At 72.6% G+C, this 17,835-nt stretch carries 17 protein-coding genes; 9 read left to right on the forward strand and 8 right to left on the reverse strand.

The features are described from left to right. Positions 1 to 32: 32 nt before the first annotated feature. The gene (locus ABZU99_RS26640) at positions 33 to 878 is read right to left on the reverse strand and encodes an NmrA family transcriptional regulator (protein WP_355949427.1); all 846 of its coding nucleotides are present in this window, start codon (positions 876 to 878) and stop codon (positions 33 to 35) included. A 90-nt stretch (positions 879 to 968) separates the two neighbouring features. Here ABZU99_RS26640 and ABZU99_RS26645 point away from each other — a divergent pair, with 90 nt between their 5' ends. Further along, complete coding sequence (locus ABZU99_RS26645; protein WP_355949430.1) at positions 969 to 1,919, forward strand: AraC family transcriptional regulator; 951 nt, start codon at positions 969 to 971, stop codon at positions 1,917 to 1,919. A 261-nt stretch (positions 1,920 to 2,180) separates the two neighbouring features. Here the strand turns inward: ABZU99_RS26645 and ABZU99_RS26650 are convergent, their stop codons facing one another. After that, complete coding sequence (locus ABZU99_RS26650) at positions 2,181 to 3,380, reverse strand: glycosyltransferase (RefSeq protein ID WP_355949432.1); 1,200 nt, start codon at positions 3,378 to 3,380, stop codon at positions 2,181 to 2,183. 279 nt (positions 3,381 to 3,659) lie between these two features. Between ABZU99_RS26650 and ABZU99_RS26655 the strand changes: the two genes are divergently transcribed. Beyond that, positions 3,660 to 5,558 (forward strand): glycosyltransferase family 2 protein, encoded by a 1,899-nt coding sequence (locus ABZU99_RS26655; protein ID WP_356049177.1) that lies wholly within the window; start codon positions 3,660 to 3,662, stop codon positions 5,556 to 5,558. 12 nt (positions 5,559 to 5,570) lie between these two features. Here ABZU99_RS26655 and ABZU99_RS26660 read toward each other — a convergent pair whose 3' ends face one another. The 4 genes from ABZU99_RS26660 to ABZU99_RS26675 form a co-directional block, all read right to left on the reverse strand. Beyond that, positions 5,571 to 6,611 (reverse strand): glycoside hydrolase family 6 protein, encoded by a 1,041-nt coding sequence (locus tag ABZU99_RS26660; RefSeq protein ID WP_356049176.1) that lies wholly within the window; start codon positions 6,609 to 6,611, stop codon positions 5,571 to 5,573. A gap of 139 nt (positions 6,612 to 6,750) precedes the next feature. Then, positions 6,751 to 7,449, reverse strand: coding sequence for a cytochrome b/b6 domain-containing protein (locus ABZU99_RS26665; RefSeq protein ID WP_356049175.1), 699 nt, complete (start codon positions 7,447 to 7,449; stop codon positions 6,751 to 6,753). Next, positions 7,433 to 8,164, reverse strand: a complete 732-nt coding sequence (locus tag ABZU99_RS26670) for a molybdopterin-dependent oxidoreductase (protein ID WP_356049174.1) — start codon at positions 8,162 to 8,164, stop codon at positions 7,433 to 7,435. The genes ABZU99_RS26665 and ABZU99_RS26670 overlap by 17 nt, the downstream gene beginning before the upstream one ends. A 185-nt stretch (positions 8,165 to 8,349) precedes the next feature. Further along, positions 8,350 to 10,005, reverse strand: coding sequence for an FAD-binding dehydrogenase (locus tag ABZU99_RS26675; protein ID WP_355949446.1), 1,656 nt, complete (start codon positions 10,003 to 10,005; stop codon positions 8,350 to 8,352). A gap of 198 nt (positions 10,006 to 10,203) precedes the next feature. Between ABZU99_RS26675 and ABZU99_RS26680 the strand changes: the two genes are divergently transcribed. Genes ABZU99_RS26680 through ABZU99_RS26695 form a run of 4 tightly spaced genes read left to right on the forward strand, consistent with a single transcriptional unit; the run spans position 10,204 to position 12,319 of the window. Continuing rightward, a complete protein-coding gene (locus tag ABZU99_RS26680; protein ID WP_356049173.1) occupies positions 10,204 to 10,980 on the forward strand; it encodes a hypothetical protein in 777 nt (258 codons plus the stop codon). A gap of 28 nt (positions 10,981 to 11,008) precedes the next feature. Further along, on the forward strand, positions 11,009 to 11,554 hold the full coding sequence (locus ABZU99_RS26685) for an NUDIX domain-containing protein (RefSeq protein WP_356049171.1): 546 nt from the start codon (positions 11,009 to 11,011) through the stop codon (positions 11,552 to 11,554). Next, a complete protein-coding gene (locus ABZU99_RS26690; RefSeq protein WP_356049170.1) occupies positions 11,551 to 11,979 on the forward strand; it encodes a DUF202 domain-containing protein in 429 nt (142 codons plus the stop codon). The genes ABZU99_RS26685 and ABZU99_RS26690 overlap by 4 nt, the downstream gene beginning before the upstream one ends. 4 nt (positions 11,980 to 11,983) lie before the next feature. Further along, a complete protein-coding gene (locus tag ABZU99_RS26695) occupies positions 11,984 to 12,319 on the forward strand; it encodes a DUF202 domain-containing protein (RefSeq protein ID WP_356049169.1) in 336 nt (111 codons plus the stop codon). 492 nt (positions 12,320 to 12,811) lie between these two features. Here the strand turns inward: ABZU99_RS26695 and ABZU99_RS26700 are convergent, their stop codons facing one another. Together ABZU99_RS26700 and ABZU99_RS26705 are read right to left on the reverse strand one after the other, a co-directional pair. Further along, positions 12,812 to 13,738 carry an NADP-dependent oxidoreductase gene (locus ABZU99_RS26700; RefSeq protein WP_356049168.1) on the reverse strand — a complete coding sequence of 309 codons (927 nt, stop codon included), beginning with the start codon at positions 13,736 to 13,738 and terminating at the stop codon, positions 12,812 to 12,814. A 402-nt stretch (positions 13,739 to 14,140) separates the two neighbouring features. Next, complete coding sequence (locus ABZU99_RS26705) at positions 14,141 to 14,791, reverse strand: NAD(P)-binding domain-containing protein (protein WP_355949461.1); 651 nt, start codon at positions 14,789 to 14,791, stop codon at positions 14,141 to 14,143. A 109-nt stretch (positions 14,792 to 14,900) separates the two neighbouring features. Here ABZU99_RS26705 and ABZU99_RS26710 point away from each other — a divergent pair, with 109 nt between their 5' ends. The 3 genes from ABZU99_RS26710 to ABZU99_RS26720 all read left to right on the forward strand — a co-directional run bounded on the left by ABZU99_RS26710 (position 14,901) and on the right by ABZU99_RS26720 (position 17,644). Next, entirely contained in the window at positions 14,901 to 15,299 is a 399-nt protein-coding gene (locus ABZU99_RS26710) for a helix-turn-helix domain-containing protein (protein ID WP_356049167.1), read from the forward strand. A gap of 99 nt (positions 15,300 to 15,398) precedes the next feature. After that, complete coding sequence (locus ABZU99_RS26715; protein ID WP_356049166.1) at positions 15,399 to 16,421, forward strand: phosphotransferase family protein; 1,023 nt, start codon at positions 15,399 to 15,401, stop codon at positions 16,419 to 16,421. Positions 16,422 to 16,429: 8 nt separating this feature from the next. Then, the gene (locus tag ABZU99_RS26720) at positions 16,430 to 17,644 is read left to right on the forward strand and encodes an acyl-CoA dehydrogenase family protein (protein ID WP_356049164.1); all 1,215 of its coding nucleotides are present in this window, start codon (positions 16,430 to 16,432) and stop codon (positions 17,642 to 17,644) included. The last annotated feature ends 191 nt before the right edge of the window (positions 17,645 to 17,835 follow it).

Genomic DNA, 17,835 nt, shown 5'->3' on the forward strand with positions numbered 1-17,835 from the left:
CGGGGCGGCGGCGCCCCCGACCGTGCACGGTCTCACCCGGCCCAGGCGCCGCCCGCGGCCGCCTCCCGTGCGTAGTCGGCGAACTCCCGGGCCTCACGGCCCAGGGCGCGCCGCACCCCGTCCGAGAGCTGGGCGTTGCGCCCGTCCAGCAGGGCGCCGAACAGCTCGGTCAAGAAGGCCACGAGCTCGTCCGGCAGCCCGTCTCGGGCCAGCGTGGCCCCGTATTCCTCGACGGAGACCGGCACATAGCGCACCGTCCGGCCGGTGGCCCGGCCGATCTCCGCCGCCGCCTCGGCGAAGGTCAGCAGCCGGGGTCCGGTGACGTCGTAGACGCGGCCCGCGTGTCCGTCGCCCGTCAGCGCGGCGACCGCGACCGCGGCGATGTCGTCGGCGTCGACGAAGGGCTCCTTGACGTCCCCGGCGGGGAAGACGATCTCCCCGCCGAGCACCCCGTCGCGCAGGATGCCCTCGTCGAAGTTCTGACAGAACCAACTGGCCCGTACGAGGGTCCACTCGGCCCCCGGCACCTGAACGGCCCGCTCGGCCGGCAGCGCCGCGTCCTCGCCACGGGCGGAGAGCAGCACCAGCCGGCGCGTGCCGGCCTCGACCGCTCGCTCCGCGAAAGCCCCGAGGGTGGCGGCGGCGCCCGGGTCGCCGACGTCCGGGTAGTAGGCGATGTACGCGGCGGCCGTGCCGCGCAGCGCGGGCGCCCAGGTGCTCCGGTCCTCCCAGTCGAACGGTGTCTCGCCCGACCGGGAGCCGATCCGCACCTGCCGCCCGTCCCGGATCAGCCGGTCCGCGACCCGGCGGCCGGTCTTGCCGGTGCCGCCGAGGACCAGACAGATCTGCGATGAGGTGGTGTGCGTGGTCTGTGTCATACGGCCAGTCAACTCCCCCGCGATGAGACGGACCATGGCCGGAAAGCTCATCCGCATACGCGTGCGTCCACCACGGCTACGCTGAACCCCATGGACGCGCTGGCGAGTCTGCTCGACGGCCCGCGGGCCAGGGGGGCCTTTCTGCTCCGGGCCGTGATGGAGCCGCCCTGGTCGGTACGGATCGAGGACCGGGCCCCGCTGTGTGTGATGACCATGGCACGCGGCGAGGCCCGGGTGGTGCCGGACCGGGGCGAGCCGGTGCGGCTGCGCCCCGGGGATGTGGCGATCGCGCGCGGCCCGGACCCGTACACGGTCGCCGATGACCCGGCCACCGCGCCCCAGGCGTGGATCCTCCCCGGTGAGGTGTGCCGTACGGCGGCGGGCGAGGACCTGGCCGAGGCGATGGCGCTGGGGGTCCGCACCTGGGGCAACAACCCGGACGGTTCGGCGACGATGCTCATCGGCACCTATCTGCTGGACGGCGAGATCAGCGGGCGGCTGCTGGACGCGCTGCCGCCACTGCTGGTGCTGCCCGGCGAGGTAGCGGACTGCCCGCTGATGCCCTGGCTCGGCGAGGAGATCACCAAGGATGAACCGGGGCAGGAGGCGGTCCTCGACCGGCTGCTGGATCTGCTGCTGATCTCTGTACTTCAGGCCTGGTTCTCCCGGCCGGAGGCCCAGGCCCCGGCCTGGTACCGGGCGCTGGGCGATCCGGTGGTGGGCCGTGCGCTGCGGCTGCTGCAGAACAACCCGGCGCACCCCTGGACCGTGGCCGGGCTCGCCGCCGAGGCGGGCATCTCCCGTGCGGCGCTGGCCCGCCGCTTCACCGAGCTGGTGGGCGAGCCGCCCATGGCGTACCTGACCGGCTGGCGGCTGGCCCTCGCCGCCGATCTGCTGCGCGAGCCGGAGGCGACGCTCGCGGCGGTGGCCCGGCGGGTCGGCTACGGCAGCGCCTTCGCGCTCAGCGCCGCCTTCAAGCGCGAACGGGGCGTCACCCCGCAGGCGCACCGCGCTCTCCACGCCGCGACGTCCGCGCGGTGACGGCCGCGCGCCGTCCCCGGCCGCCCGGGACCGCAGAACCCCGGCCCCGCCCAGGGACCGTCACCCCACGGGCGCACCAGCCCCCGGCGCGCCGTCCGCGGGGTGACGGCGCGCCCGGGGAACAGCCGTCCGGGCCACACCCCCATCCCGCCACAGCCCGTCCCCCGCAGGCACACCACGCTCCACCGGCGCCACGACGCCCGCAGGGCGACGGGCGCGACCCGCCGTCCGGGCCGCACACACCCCAACGCCCACCGACCGTCAACCCGCAGGGGCGCCCCGCTCCCCACGCCGCGACGTCCGCAAGGTCACCGGCGCGACCCGCAGGCAGCCGTCCGGGCCGCAGGTGACCGTGCGGTCGTACAGATCCATCAGACGGCGGGCGCTGCGGGCGATGTCGTAGCGGTCTACGGCGTCCGGTACCGGGAACCGGCGGGGGCCCTCGGCGGCGTGCTCGCGCAGTGCGTCGGCGAGGGCGGCCGTGCCGGGGCCGACGCGGCGGGCGCCGGGGGCCGCGCCGCGGGGCAGTTCGTCGAGGGCGGGGCAGACGGCGTGCAGCACCAAAAGCCCGGCCGCGAGCGCCTCCAGCGCCGCCAGGCCGAACCCCTCCTCGGAGGACGGGGAGACCAGCACATCCATGGCGGCCAGCAGCCCCGGCAGCCCCGCGGGCCGGTCGTCGGCGGGCGCCACGGCGCCGTCGCGCTCCCCCAGCAGCCGGACCCGGTCGGCCACCCCGAGCCGGGCCGCCAGATCCTCCAGGGCGGGCCGTTCGGGTCCCTCGCCGACCAGCAGCAGCCTGGCGTCGGGGACCTCGGTGACGGCCCGCACCGCCACATCGAACCGCTTGCCCGCCGTCAGCCGGCCGACCCCGCCCACCACGAAGGCCCGGTCGGGGATGCCGAGGCGGGCGCGGGCGGCGGCGCGGGCGGCCGGTTCGAAGCGGAAGTGGCGGGCGTCGATGCCGTTGGGCACCAGATGGATGCGGTGGTTGGGCACGCCCCAGTCGCGCAGCCGGTCGGCGACCGCGGCCGATACGGCGACGGTCGCCGAGCCCAGGCGCTCGGCGGCCAGATAGCGGGCGCGGGTGGCGGCGGTGAGCGGACGGCCGTCGATCCGCCGCTCGCCCATGGCGTGTTCGGTGGCGATGACCGCGCGGACGCCCGCCAGCCGGGCGGCGATCCGGCCGTGGACGCAGGCCCGGTAGAGGTGGGTGTGCACCAGGTCGTAGCCGCCGGACCGGATGATCCGCACCAGCCGGGGCAGCGCGGCGAACTGCCGCTCACCCCCGTCCATGGGCAGATGGGTGACGGGGATGCCGTCCGCGCGGATGCCGTGGGCGGTCGCCCCGGGGCCCGTGAGGGCGACGACGTCGCAGCGCACGGGCAAGTGGCGCAGCAGCAGCCGCAGCTGCTGTTCGGCGCCACCCGCTCCGAGGCGGGAGATGATGTGCAGGACTCTCATCGGGCGGCCGCGCCCCATCCTCCGTCGTAATTCCGCGGACTTCCAACGCGTCCCGACCCTGCCAGAGGGCGGGATGTAAATCACGTAAGACGCGCACTGATGGGCCGTCGGAGTGGATATTCTTCGCACCGTCAACAGGGCACGCCGAAAATCCGATTTGCACGGTCACGGCCCATGGGATTGTTACCTTCTCATCTCGCGCGATGACCTGAAGAATATGGTCCGGACGGGTCATCGGAGCGCGACATTCGGTTCCAGCCAGACCGCGGGAGTGCCCAGATGTCCGCACAGACCCCCGTCAGAGATTCTCCTCGGAAAACCGCCCCACACGCCGCGTCCGCCTCTCTCACCGCAGCCCCGCCCGCGCGTACGGCGCCGGACGCGCGGGCCCCGCACCGCCGCACCGCCGCGACGTACGAGTACAAGCGCTACAGCGAGCTGGCGGGCCCGCTGACGGCTCCCCCGGCGGACCGCCCGTACCGGGTGCGCTCCCGCAGCCTGCTGGCGCAGGAGCCGCACCGGTTCCGGGCGGCGCTGCTGCTGTGCGCGGCGCCGGTGTGCTCGGCGTTGCTGCTGCTGTGGCTGCTGCATCCGGACCACTGGGTGGAGCGCGAGTTGGTGACGGTGTGGGAGCGGGCGGCGGATGTCACGATGCTGGTCTCGATCGCGCTGATCGAGAGCTTCCGGCTGTTCACGGTCGTCTCCAACGCGCATGCGACCCTGGTGGCCCGGGACCCGGTGCCGGTGATCGCCGAGCCGGGGACCCGGGTGGCGTTCCTGACCAGTTTCGTGCCCGGCAAGGAGCCGATCGCGATGGTCCGGGCGACACTGGAGGGAGCGGTGCGAATCCGGCACACCGGGCCGATGGACGTCTGGCTGCTGGACGAGGGGGACGACGCGGAGGTCAAGGAGCTGTGCGCACGGCTGGGCGTACGGCACTTCTCCCGCAAGGGCGTCGAGAAGTGGAATCAGCCGAAGGGTGCTTTCCGGGCGAAGACCAAGCACGGAAATTACAACGCCTGGCTGGACGCGCACGGCGACGCTTATGAATTTATGGCGTGTGTGGACACCGACCATGTGCCGTTTCCCAACTTCCTGGAGCGCATGCTGGGTTACTTCCGGGATCCGGATGTGGCGTTTGTGGTGGGACCGCAGGTCTACGGTAATTATGACTCCTCCGTCACCAAGGCCGCCGAAAGCCAGCAGTTCCTTTTTCACGCACTGATCCAGCGGGCCGGAAACGCCTATGGCGGCCCGATGTTCGTGGGGACCAACAATGCGGTGCGGATCAGCGCGCTGCGCTCCATCGGCGGGCTGTACGACTCGATCACCGAGGACATGGCCACCGGTTTCGAGCTGCACCGCCACCGTAATCCCGCGACGAAGAAGAAGTGGCGCTCGGTCTACACCCCCGATGTGCTCGCGGTCGGCGAGGGCCCGAGCACCTGGACGGACTTCTTCACCCAGCAGATGCGGTGGAGCCGGGGCACCTACGAGACCGTGCTCAAGCAGTTCTGGAAGGCCCCGTTCACGCTGTCGCCGGGCAAGCTGCTCAACTACTCGCTGATGATCGCCTACTACCCGATGACCGCGATCAACTGGCTGCTCTCCGCCCTGTCCTGTGCGCTGTTCCTGATGCTGGGGGCCTCCGGGATTCATATCCCCGCCGAGATGTGGATGATGCTGTACAGCGACGCGGCCATGCTGCAGATCGGGCTCTACATCTGGAACCGGCGGCACAATGTCTCCCCGCACGAGCCGGAAGGCTCCGGCGGCCTCGCCGGGATGCTGCTCTCCGCGCTGTCCGCCCCGATCTACGCCAAGTCGCTGTTCGACGCGATGCTGCGGCGCTCCAGCCGGTTCGTGGTCACGCCCAAGGGCGACTCGTCCAGCCCCGACCGGCTCTCCACGTTCCGGATCCATCTGCTGTGGGCCGCGGTGTTCGGCTCCTCCCTGATCGGCTCGTTCTTCTTCGGCCATACGCATGCGGCGATGCGGACGTGGGCGATCCTCGCCCTCGCCCTGTGTCTGGCGCCGGTGGCGATCTGGGCGGGCGGACTGCTGCGCGGCCGGCGCCGCGCGGCCGCGACCGTGCCGACGGCGCGCGACGCGGACAGCCCGTGCGGCGTGGCGCCGAGCGCGCCGCCGCAGGAGAAGGACCCGGTGTGCGCGCTGTGACGGGCGCGCCCGCTAGCCGCGCGCGTCGTAAGCGCGACGGGCACTGAGCGCGTTACGGGCCAGGTCGAGCGCGTACGCGGTCCACCAACGCCCCGCCTGCGGGCCGCCGTTGCAGGTTCCGTCGGACTCCCCGGGGCGCTTGATCCACAGATAGGCGTCCACCTCGGGGTCCCCGGTGCTGGTGCTGGGCGGCTCGCCCAGCGCCCGCCCCGGGGGATTGCACCAGTACTCCCCCGCCCTGATCCCGTGCCGGGCAGCGCGCCCCGGCTTCAGCGGGCCGTTTCCGTTGCGGCTGGTGTCGATGACGAAGTGCGCGCCGCCGAGGGCGGCGGACAGCTCATGTCCGTAAGCCTCGCTGATGTCCGTCGGCTGGAAATTGGCGACGTTCAGCGAGAAGCCGTCCGCCTGGTCGATGCCGCTGTCGCCAAGCGGCTTCACCAGCCGCGCGGGGTCGTCGATCCAGTCCGCGTTCCCCGCGTCCAGATACACCCGGGTGCGGGGCAGCGCGGCGAGCGTGGTGACGGCGTCACGCAGCAACGCCAGTCGTGGTGCGCGCAGCGCGGCGGGGACACAACCGTCGACGACCTGCGCCACGGCGTCCGGCTCCAGGACCACCATCGCCTTCCGGTCGCCGATGCCGTCCGCGACCTGGCGAATCCAATTCCGGTAGTCGTTCGCCGTCACCGCGCCGCCCGCCGAATAGCGGCCGCAGTCGCGGAACGGAATGTGATAAGCGACCAGCACCGGAGTGGACCCGGTGCGCGCGGCGGAATCCACCACGTAACGCACCCGGTCGCGCGGCTCCGGCCCAAGCCATTCCGCGACCGGCTCCTCCGCGATCCGCCGCATCAGCGCCGCCTCGCCGCCATGGCCCTCCCGCTGCTGCTCACGGGCGAGCCGGGCGGCCGGGCTGTCCGGATTCACCCACAGCCCGCCGCGCCGGACCGGCTGGTCGAGGGCGCCCAGACAGCCACTCAGCGGCAGCAGCAAAAGGGTGGACGCGACGGTCGGCGCCCAGCACCGCACCGTTTTTCTGGCACCTTTCTCACCCATGCGAATATTCCTTCTCCCCGAGTGCGGAACTGACGGCCCGTGCGGCCCGTGCGGCCCGTGCGGCCCGTGCGGCCCGTGCGCATAATGACATCGCCACGGAAAGATGCCGCATTCACGACACGAGGGAGAAATCAGGCGTTCACCGAAGGTGGGGCTGGTGGGGGAGCAGCTCTGTCCCTTCCTCATCGGCGTGACTGTCGACGGGGTCGGCGATGGTCTCCGGGATCCACAGCGGATGCTCACGGGCCGCCCAGCCGGGGTCCACCCGCCCGGTGCGCAGGCCCCGCCGGGCCTCCGGGTCGGCCATCGCCTTGCCGATGTGCCCGATCAGTACGACGCCGATGGCCAGCGCCAGCCAGTCATGGACGAACGTGGCGCTGATGCGCCACACCAGCGGGGCCAGCCCGGTGAACCACATCAGCAGCCCCGTGCCCACCATCACCAGCACGGCGCCCGCGACATATCCGGCGTACAGCTTCTGACCGGCGTTGAACTTCCCCGCCGGGCGCTCCTCGGGCCGGTGGTCGCGCCGCAGCGCCGCACGCAGCCAGCGCCGGTCATGCGGCCCGAAACGGTTGAGACGGGTCAGATCGGCCCGGAAGGCGCGGGACGCGAGGCCGAGGAGGGCCGGGGCGGGGGTCAGAATGCCCGACCATTCGTGAACGGTGACCACGAGCGCCCGACGCCCCACGAGTTCGGCGAGCCCGGGGAGGTAGAGACAGGCCGCGCTGACCACGCAGACGCCCATGAGGGCGGCGGTGGTGCGGTGGATCCAGCGCTCGGCGGGGGTGAAACGGAGCACCCGGGGGCGACCCCCGTCCTCAGGCGGTGGGGTCATCGTCGCGTCCGTTCGACTTGCCGACCCAGGCGTCGACGTCATAGCCCCGGCGCTCCCAGTAGCCGGGCCGGACATCGTCGGTGACGGTGATTCCGGAGAGCCACTTCGCCGACTTGTAGAAGTACATGGGCGCCACATACAGCCGCACCGGGCCGCCGTGGCTGTGCCCGAGCGGCTTGTCACGCATGCGCAGCGCGATCAGCACGTCCGGGCGGCGCGCCTGGTCGAGGGTGAGGCTTTCGGTGTACGCGCCGTCGAAGCAACTGAACCGCACGGCCTTGGCCTGTGGCGGGACCCCGGCGGCATCCAGCAGCGTCGACAGCCGCACCCCCTCGAACGGCGTCCCGGGCACCCGCCAGCCGGTGACGCACTGGACATCGCGGACGAGCCGGTGCTGCGGGAGAGCGCGCAGGTCGGCCAAGTGGTAGGTGGTGGGCTTGTCGACGAGCCCGTCGACGGTGAGGCGGTAGGTGGTGGCGTCCTTGTGGGGGACGGAGGAGGTGACGGAGTAGTAGCGGAACCCCCCGCCGTTGGGGAGGAGCCCGGTCACCCCGGTCGGGTCCTTGTCCGCCACCGCCCCGAGCACATCCTCCAACCGCCCCTGCAACCAGGGCGCCGCCGCCATCCCGCCCGCGCCGAGGCCGAGCATGCCGAGCACGAGGCGACGGCCTACGGGGGTGCCGCTGCCGTCTGCGGCATCGGTGGTGGGGTCCATGCCCTTGATGAGAGCACCGGGTGGGGGTGGCGCGCCATCTCCTGCCGGTTTTCGTCAGACTTCCGTCAGACTTCGACGGCCTGTCCCCCGCCCCGGGGAGATCCCCCGGCCCTGGGCCCGGGGCGCCCTTCGGGCGCACGCGGGCCCCAGGGGCAGGGGCGGGGCCCCTGGCCCCGACCGCGCCGCTAGGAGACGGCCTTGGCCGCCGCGCGGCCCGCCGTTCGGCCCGAGAAGAGGCAGCCGCCCAGGAAGGTGCCCTCCAGGGAGCGGTAGCCGTGGACGCCGCCGCCGCCGAAGCCGGCTGCCTCGCCCGCCGCGTAGACGCCGGGCAGCGGGTCGCCACCCTCGGTGAGGACGCGCGAGGAGAGGTCCGTCTCCAGGCCGCCGAGCGTCTTGCGGGTCAAAATGTTGAGGCGGACGGCGATCAGCGGACCCGCCTCGGGGTCGAGGATGCGGTGCGGGGCGGCGGTGCGGATGAGGCGGTCGGGGAGATAGCGGCGCGCCCCGCGGACGGCGGTGACCTGGAGGTCCTTGGTGTAGGGGTTGGCGATCTCCCGGTCGCGCGCGGTGATTTCGCGCCGCAGCTCGGCCTCGTCGATGAGCGGTTCCTTCGTCAGCTTGTTCATCCGTCGTACCAGCGCCGTCAGCGACCGCTCGACGACAAAGTCCGCGCCATGGTCCATGAACGCCTGGACGGGACCCGGGGCCCCGGCCCGTGCGCGCCCGAGGACGTCGCGGATGCTCTTGCCCGTGAGGTCCGGGTTCTGCTCGGAGCCGGAGAGCGTGAACTCCTTCTCGATGATTTTCCGCGTGAGCACGAACCAGGTGTAGTCGTATCCGGTCCGCGTGATGTGCTCGAGCGTGCCGAGGGTGTCGAAGCCGGGGAACAGCGGCACCGGGAGCCGCTTGCCGCGGGCGTCGAGCCACAGGGGCGAGGGGCCGGAGAGGATGCGGATACCGTGCCGGGGCCAGATGGGGTTCCAGTTCTCGATGCCCTCGGTGTAGTGCCACATCCGATCGCGGTTGATGATCCGGCCGCCGGCCGCCTCGGCGACGCCGAGCATCTTGCCGTCCACATGCGCGGGTACGCCGGAGATCATCCGCTCGGGCGGGGAGCCGAGCCGCTCCGGCCAGTTCTCGCGTACGAGGTCGTGGTTGCCGCCGATGCCGCCGGAGGTGATGACCACGGCCTGGGCGCGGAGTTCGAAGGCACCGGTGATCTCGCGGCCGCTGGCGGTGCCGCGTTCGGCACGGCTGGGCTCCAGGATGTCGCCGGTGACGGTGTCGACGGTGCCCGCGCTGCGGGCGAGCCCGGTGACGCGGTGGCGGAAGCGCAGGTCGACCAGGCCCCGGGCGGCCGCCGCCCGCACCCGCCTCTCGAAGGGGGCGACGACGCCGGGGCCGGTGCCCCAGGTGATGTGGAAGCGGGGGACGGAGTTGCCGTGCCCGGTGGCGTCGTAACCGCCGCGCTCGGCCCATCCCACCAGGGGGAAGAAACGCAGCCCCTGCGCATGCAGCCACGACCGCTTCTCGCCCGCCGCGAAGTCCACGTACGCCTCGGCCCAGCGGCGCGGCCAGTGGTCCTCCTCGCGGTCGAACCCGGCCGTGCCGAGCCAGTCCTGCCAGGCGAGTTCGCGGCTGTCGCGGACGCGCAGGCGGCGCTGTTCGGGCGAGTCGACGAGGAAGAGGCCGCCGAAGGACCAGTGGGCCTGGCCGCCGAGCGACTGCTCGGGCTCCTGGTCGAGGAGGATCACCTTGCGGCCCGCGTCGGCGAGTTCGGCGGTGGCGGCCAGCCCCGCGAGCCCCGCCCCGACCACGATCACATCCGCGTCGTACGCCATGTGGTGTCCCGTCCTCGTCAGCCGGCCGACGGTGTCGTCGGTGCGATCCTGCCTACCGGCCAGTACGGCGTCAACCCGGTGTCCGGGAGCGCGTTTCAGCCTGTCAATCCCCCGGCCATACCCCCCATGTACAACAAAAGGTCACATTCATTCACCGAGATTGGACACGGTTCGGCCAACCGTGCATCATCAACGACCATGGCTGACCGCTCCCTTGAGCGACCAGGGCCGCTGCCCCAGGCGGAACGTCGCATCGTCAACCCGACGCTCGTCACTCCCGGCCCGCAGCCCGTCGAGGCCGGGTCCGGTGCCGACGTACCCCAGGTGCTCCGGGGTGAGGTGGTCGGCCCCCGGCATGCCCGCCCCCGTCCGGTCGACAACCGGCGCAAGGCCGCCGCCGGGGCGATCCTGCTGTCCGCCACCGGCGCCGCGACCGCGCTCTTCCTCCTCATGGGCAAGGACGGCCGTCAGGCGTCGGCCGCCCCCGACCGCGACACCTCGACCGCCGCGCCCGACCAGCCCGACACCTATACGGCCGCGCTCGCCGACTCGGCGGTGAGCGACACGCCGCTGCGCGGCTCGCGCGAGGAGGAGCCCAAGGCGCAGGCACCGGCCCCCGCCAAGCCGGCCTCGCAGGCTCCCGCCACCGGCTCCGCGGCGGCCAAGTCCCGGACCCCGGCGTCCTCCGCTGAGCACTCCACCCCGTCGTCGCCGACCTGGCCGTCCGCGGAGTCGGGGCGATACGGCGAGTGGCAGGACGACGCCGACGAGCTGAACCGCTGGGCCGAGGAGTACGCCAGGCAGCACGCCGACGACGACGGCTATGGCGGCGGCGACGGATCCGGATCCGGGCCGTACGGCCAGGGGCAGGGGCAGGGGCAGGGCCACGGTCACCACGGGAATGGCCGCGGCGGCGGGTACGGAGACGGCGGCGGCTACGGCGGCTCCGGTTACGGCGGCGGCCACCGGCGCTGACCCCGGCGCGATCTGCTTGTATGGCGACATGCCTGATCAGGAACCGCTTTCCGCCAATGAACTGCTGGACATCGTGGACGAGCGGGACCGCGTGGTGGGCCAGGCCCGGCGCGGCGACGCCATGGCCCACAGACTCCGGCACCGCTGCGTCTTCATCCTGGCCCGGGACGCCGATGGCCGGATGTTCGTCCACCGCCGCACCCCGCAGAAGATCGTCTTCCCTTCGCTGTACGACATGTTCGTCGGCGGGGTCGTCGGCGCGGGCGAGGGCTACGACCAGGCGGCGCTGCGCGAGGCGGAGGAGGAGCTCGGCGTCTCGGGGCTGCCCGCGCCCGTACCGCTGTTCTCGTTCCTCTACGAGACGCCCGAGCACACCTGGTGGAGCCGTGTCTACGAGGTCCGCTGCGAGCTGCCGGTCCAGCCGCAGGCCGAGGAGGTCGCCTGGCACGCCTTCCTCACCGAGGAGGAGCTGACCCGCCGACTGCCCGAGTGGGAGTGGGTGCCGGACGGGCGGGAGGCGTACCGGCGGCTGCTGGAGTGGCGTCGCGAGCGCCGTGAGAGGCTCGAAGCGTGACCGGAAGCGGTCCCTCCGAGCCGCGCGACGGCCTGCGTTCCGCCCTCGCGGAGGTACGGCTGTGGTTCGCGCCCGAGCGGCTGCGGGAGGAGGGCGACACCCCCGACTACCGCTTCTCGCTCGCGAACGAACGGACCTTCCTGGCCTGGCTGCGCACCGCGATGGCCCTGGTGGGCGGCGGTTTCGCGGTCGACCAGTTCCTGCCGGACACCGGGGGCGCGCTACGGCTCGCGCTGGCGGTCACCCTGCTGGCGGGCGGCGCGCTGTGCGCGCTGCGGGCCATCAACCACTGGATCCGCTGTGAGCGGGCCATGCGGCGGGGCGAGGACCTGCCGGTGTCGCGCTTCCCGGTGGCGCTGGGGCTGGCCGTCGGGGTGGTCGCGCTGTTGATGGTGCTCGTGGTGGCCCTCGGCTGGGGTGTGTGAGGCCATGCCGGAGGGGAATGGGACGAACAGAACGAGGACGCGAGATCCCGGTCTCCAGCCGGAGCGGACCCGGCTCGCCTGGCGCCGTACGACGCTGGCCTGCGCCGTGGCCGCCTCGCTCGCCGGCCGGCAGACCCTGCACACCGCCGGCGTCGGCCCGGTCTCGCTCCTCGCTCTGGCCCTGGTCGTGCTGTCGTGGCTGGCCTTCCTGGCCGTGGCCCACCGCCGCATCCGGGCCGTGGACGCGCCGCGGCCGCCCGCCCTGTCCCCGCGGGCGGCCGTGGCCGCGGTGGGCTGTGCGGCGGCGGTGGCGCTGTTCGGAGCGCTGACGCTGCGCTGATGGGTCGCCCCCGGGTGCCGGCCTTGTGCTGCGCCGGCGCCGTCTCGCGGAGGCGGGTCGGGGGCGCCTACGGCGGGAGACGCCACCCCGCCCTTCCCGCAGCCTCCGATACGCGGTTCCCCACCGTCCCGGCCGCGGGCGCGCAGTCCGTCCGCAGCGGCAGCCGCGGCCAGTGCGCCGTCGCGATCGACGGTGACCACCGCGTTGTACTGGGGGTGACCGTCAATGCGATCCACATGAGCGAGTGTCAGTTCCCGGCTGGACACTTCTCGTTGTTCGAGGGCGTGGACGGGGCTCCGCTCCTCAAACGCCGGAGAGACTGGGTTTCGGGGCTCCGCCCCGGGGCCGGGGCGTGCGACGGGACCCGAGTCCAGAGCGCGGGGGAAGCCGGCTCAGCGGTTACGGCGAAGTCAAGTGCTGATCCTTCTCGGCCTCCAAGCCCTCGGCCAGGCCGAACGGCGAGGGATTAGCAGCGAACTTCACCGCATCCGCTTAGCGCACCTTGATGGCGATCTTGCCTCTGGTGTGGCCCTCGATGCTGAGCCGCTGCGCGTCCGCCGTTTTCTCCAGGGGGAAGACCGCCGCCACCTCCACGCCGAGGGCCCCACGCTCGGCGAGCGCGGTCAGGTACAGCAGGTCCTCGGGGTCGGGCTGGGTGAAGACGTAGCGGCCGCCGAGGCCGATGACCGCGGGGTCGGCGATGGAGGCCAGTCGGCCGCCGGGGGCGAGGAGGTCCGCGGAGGTGGCGAGCGCTTCGCCGCCGATCAGGTCGAGGACGGCGTTGACACCGTCGGGGGCGAGCTCCCGCACCCGCTCGGCCAGCCCCTCCCCGTAGGTGACCGGCTCCGCGCCCAGCCCGCGCAGATAGTCGTGGTTCCGCTCGCTCGCGGTGCCGATGACGCGCGCGCCCAGATGCCGCGCGATCTGTACCGCCATGGAGCCGACACCGCCCGCGGCGGCGTGCGCGAGCACCGTCTCGCCCTCGGTCACGATCAGCACCTTGGCCAGCGCCTGGTACGCGGTGAGGCCCGCCAGCGGGATGCCCGCGGCCTGCTCGAAGGAGAGGTTCCGCGGCTTGCGGGCGAGGGCGCGCAGGTGGGGGGCCACATACTCGGCGCAGGTGCCCCGGTGCAGGAAGTCCTCCCGGGCGTATCCGATCACCTCGTCGCCGACCCGGAACCCGGGCGCCGCCGGGCCCGGCCGCTCCACGACCCCGGCGACGTCCCAGCCGGGGATGACCGGGAAGACCGTCTCCAGGACGGGATCGAGAAGGCCGGCCTGCGCCTTCCAGTCGACGGGGTTCACGGCGGCGGCCTTGACGTGGATGAGGACGCAGTCGGGTCCGACCTTGGGTTCGGTGACCTCGCCGTATTCGAGGACCTCGGGGCCGCCGTAGCGGCGGTAGGTGACGGCCTTCATGGTGGCGCTCCTTGCGGTTCCTTGCCGGGCCGGGTCCGTACGGTCCTTACCGGGGCCGGTCCGTCGCCGGACCCGCTTCCGCCTGGCCCCTCCCTTCGACGCTCCTGCGCGCCGACCGCCACCGCAAGTCCGAGCCGCCCCGGCTATGCCGGGCCCTGCGCGGTCGGCGAGGGGCAGCGTCCCACCACCAGGAGGTGTGAGCTCGCGGCCGGCAGCTCCGGAAAGGGCTCCGCCATGCGAACGCCGTGAGCTCAAAGAGGCCGGCATAGCGTCTCCGCCGTGAACCGACGGGCGTCCTCCAGCCTCGGGGACTATCCGGTGAGCCGTCACGCCTGAGGCGACGGCCCACACCGAGATGGGGCCGATCAGGCGTACCCACTCGCCGCCGCGGCGTAAGGGCGCCTACGCCGGAGCCTGGGCCGCCAGCGGCGGCAGGGCGGTGCGCGGCTCCACCCCGGCGACCCAGAAGCCCAGCAGGAACGCGACCGTCGACTCCAGGTGACGGGCGCGCTCCAGGCCGCCGGCGTCCAGTGGCACGCAGCCCATGTCGCGCACCAGCGTGCGTACGGCCTCCAGCGCTCCCTCGTCGTCCCCGCACAGCGGAACGGCGAGCGGCCCGTCGGCGAAGACCGGCGGCGTCATCCGCCACACCGAGTCGGCGCAGTGCGCGAACCCCTTCACCACATGCGCGCCGACAGCGGTGGCGGCGACCTGTTCGGCCACCCCCGGCCCACCATCCGTGGCGAGGGTGAAACCGGGGGCGATCGCGTTGGTGCAGTCGATCAGTGTGCGCCCGCTCAGCGTCCCCCCGGCCGCCCCGGCCGCCTCCAAGGTTGCCGCCACCCCCTCGTACGCGACGGCGAGCAGTACCACCTCGCCGAACTCGGCGGCCTCGCGCAGGCCGCCCGCCCGCGCGCCGTGTCCGATCCGCTCCGCCAGCGACTCCGCCTTCGGCCGCGCCCGGCCGCCGATGAGCAGCTCGTGTCCCGCCCGCGCCCACTGGGTCGCCAGCGCTTCCGCCATGTTGCCCGTGCCCAGCACTCCGATCCGCATCAGCGGCCTCCTCCGGTCTCTCATCGGTATGCCAAGGACACTAGGAACTCCGTTGCGCACCTCCGGGTGTGCAACGGATCCGCTAGGACGGCAGCCGGGAGGGGATGACATGAGGGAACCGGCCACGGCACCGCGCACCACCACGCCCGAGGGGTTCATCGCGGACTGCCGGGCCCGGATCGGCTTCGATCTGCTGACCCGCACCTGGACCGCCGTCGTGGTCTTCGGGCTGCGCGACGGACCGCGCCGCCCGGGTGAGCTGCGCGCGGCGATCGGCGGCATCAGCGCGAAGGTGCTCAATGACACCTTGCGCCGTCTGGAGGACGACGGGCTGGTGGAGCGGCATCGGTACGCGGAGGCGCCGCCCCGGGTCGAGTACGGGCTGACGCCGCTCGGCCTGACCCTGCTGGGGCCGATCGAGGCGCTCGGCGCCTGGGCGCTGGAGTACGGTGACGCGGTTGTGGAGGCCCAGGAACGGGCGGAGCGGCAGCGGGAACGGGACGGGTGACGAACGCGCACTGGACTACATACCGACTGGTCGGCATCATGAGTCGGGGCCACCATGAGGCAGGACCGTCCGCCCGTTCCCTATGGAGGAAGAGATTCGATGAACGCAGGCAACCCACCAGGGCTCGACCTCGAGCATCTCCGCGCTCACCTCGAGCGCGAGCGGCCGGGACTGGTGCGCGGACCGCTGAGCGCCAGGCTGATCGAAGGAGGCCGCTCGAATCTCACCTACACCGTCACCGACGGCACCTCCCGCTGGGTGGTACGCCGTCCGCCGCTGGGGCATGTGCTCGCCACAGCTCACGACATGGCGCGCGAGCACCGGGTGATCAGCGCGCTGCACCCGACGGCCGTGCCGGTGCCGCGGCCAGTGCTGCTGTGCGAGGACGAGAGCGTCATCGGATCGCCCTTCTACGTCATGGAGTTCGTGGAGGGCACCCCGTACCGCACCTCCGACCAACTCGCCGCGATCGGCCCGGAGCGCACCCGTGGGGTCGTCCTCTCGCTGGTGGACACGCTCGTCACCCTGCACTCCGTGGACCCGGCATCCGCCGGGCTCGGCGACTTCGGGCGGCCGGACGGGTTTCTGGAGCGGCAGCTGCGCCGCTGGGGCAAGCAGCTGGAGGCCTCGCGCAGCCGCGACCTCCCCGGGATCGACGAGCTGCACGCCCGGCTCACCAAGGCGCTGCCCTCCTCCCCCGCGCCCACCGTCATCCATGGCGACTACCGGCTCGACAACGTCCTCGTGGACGCTGACGACCGGATCGCGGCGATTCTCGACTGGGAGATGTCCACGCTCGGCGACCCGCTGACCGACCTCGGCCTGATCGTGATGTACAGCCAGCGCCCGGACATCCCCGACTCGCCCGTGTCCACCACCGCGGGCGCCCCCGGCCACCCCACCACGGACGAGCTGATCCAGCGCTACGCCGAGGGCTCGGGGCGCGACGTCAGCGGGGTCTCCTGGTATGCCGCCTTCGCCTACTTCAAGCTCGCTGTGATCCTGGAGGGCATCCACTACCGTTTCACGCTCGGCCAGACCCTCGGTGCGGGCTTCGACCGAATCGGCGACATCGTCCCCGGCTTCATCGAGTACGGCCTCACCACCCTGCAGGAGAGCTGACACAGATCATGGACTTCGCATTCGACGCCCGCACCGAAGAGCTGCGCGCCAAGCTGCTCACCTTCATGGACGAGCATGTCCACCCGGCGGAAACGGTCGCCGAGGAGCAGCGCGCCCTTCTCGCCTCTCCCTGGGACACCCCGGCCGTGGTCGAGGAGCTCAAGGCCGAGGCGCGCAAGCAGGGGCTGTGGAACCTCTTCCTGCCCCACGCCGAGTACGGTGCGGGGCTGACCAACCTCCAGTACGCCCCGCTCGCGGAGATCACCGGCCGCAGCCCCCAACTGGCCCCCACCGCCCTGAACTGCGCTGCCCCGGACACCGGCAATATGGAGGTGCTGGCCCAGTTCGGCGATGAGCAGCAGCGCGAGCAGTGGCTGGAGCCGCTGCTCGCGGGCGAGATCCGGTCGGCCTTCGCGATGACCGAGCCCGAGGTGGCCTCGTCCGACGCGACCAATATCGAGACCCGGATCGAGCGGGACGGCGACGACTACGTCATCACCGGCCGCAAGTGGTACATCTCCGGCGCGATGAACCCCGACTGCAAGATCTTCATCGTGATGGGCAAGACCGACCCGGACGGCGCCGATGTGCGCCGTCAGCAGTCGATGGTGCTGGTGCCGCGCGACACCCCGGGTGTCGAGATCCGCCGGGCGATGCGGGTGTACGGCTACGAGGACCACTACCACGGCGGCCACGCCGAGGTCGTCTTCGACGGCGCCCGGGTCCCGGCCACCAACCTCATCGGCGAGGAGGGCGGCGGCTTCGCCATCGCCCAGGCGCGGCTCGGCCCCGGCCGTATCCACCACTGCATGCGGCTGATCGGTATGGCCGAGCGGGCGATCGAGCTGATGTGCCGGCGGGCGGTGTCGCGGCACGCGTTCGGCAAGCCGCTCGCCCGCCAGGGCCAGGTCCATGAGTGGATCGCGGACGCGCGGGTGGCGGTCGAGCAGCTGCGGCTGCTGGTCCTCAAGACGGCCTGGTTGATGGACACGGTGGGCAACCGCGAGGCGCACACCGAGATCCAGGCCATCAAGATCGCGACCCCGCGCACGGTGGTGAACATCCTGGACCAGGCGGTGCAGCTGCACGGCGCGGGCGGGGTCAGCCAGGACTTCCCGCTGGCCGAGCTGTGGGCCGCCGCCCGCACCCTGCGCCTGGCGGACGGACCGGACGAGGTGCATCAGCGCTCGCTGGCCCGGCGTGAGGTGAAGAAGTACCAGTAGCGGCTGAAGAAGTACCAGGGGAGACGGCGGCGGGTGGGGGCTGAAGAAGTACCAGTGGAGACGGCGGCGGGTGGGGGCTGAAGAAGTACCAGTGGAGACGGCGGCGGGTGGGGGGGGGTGGCCCCCCCCCCCCCCCCCCCCAGGCCGCCCGCGCCCCGGGGGGGGCACACCCGGCGGGCGGGGGAGGCGGG

Source organism: Streptomyces sp. NPDC005266 (genome assembly GCF_040607655.1).
Classification (GTDB): domain Bacteria; phylum Actinomycetota; class Actinomycetes; order Streptomycetales; family Streptomycetaceae; genus Streptomyces.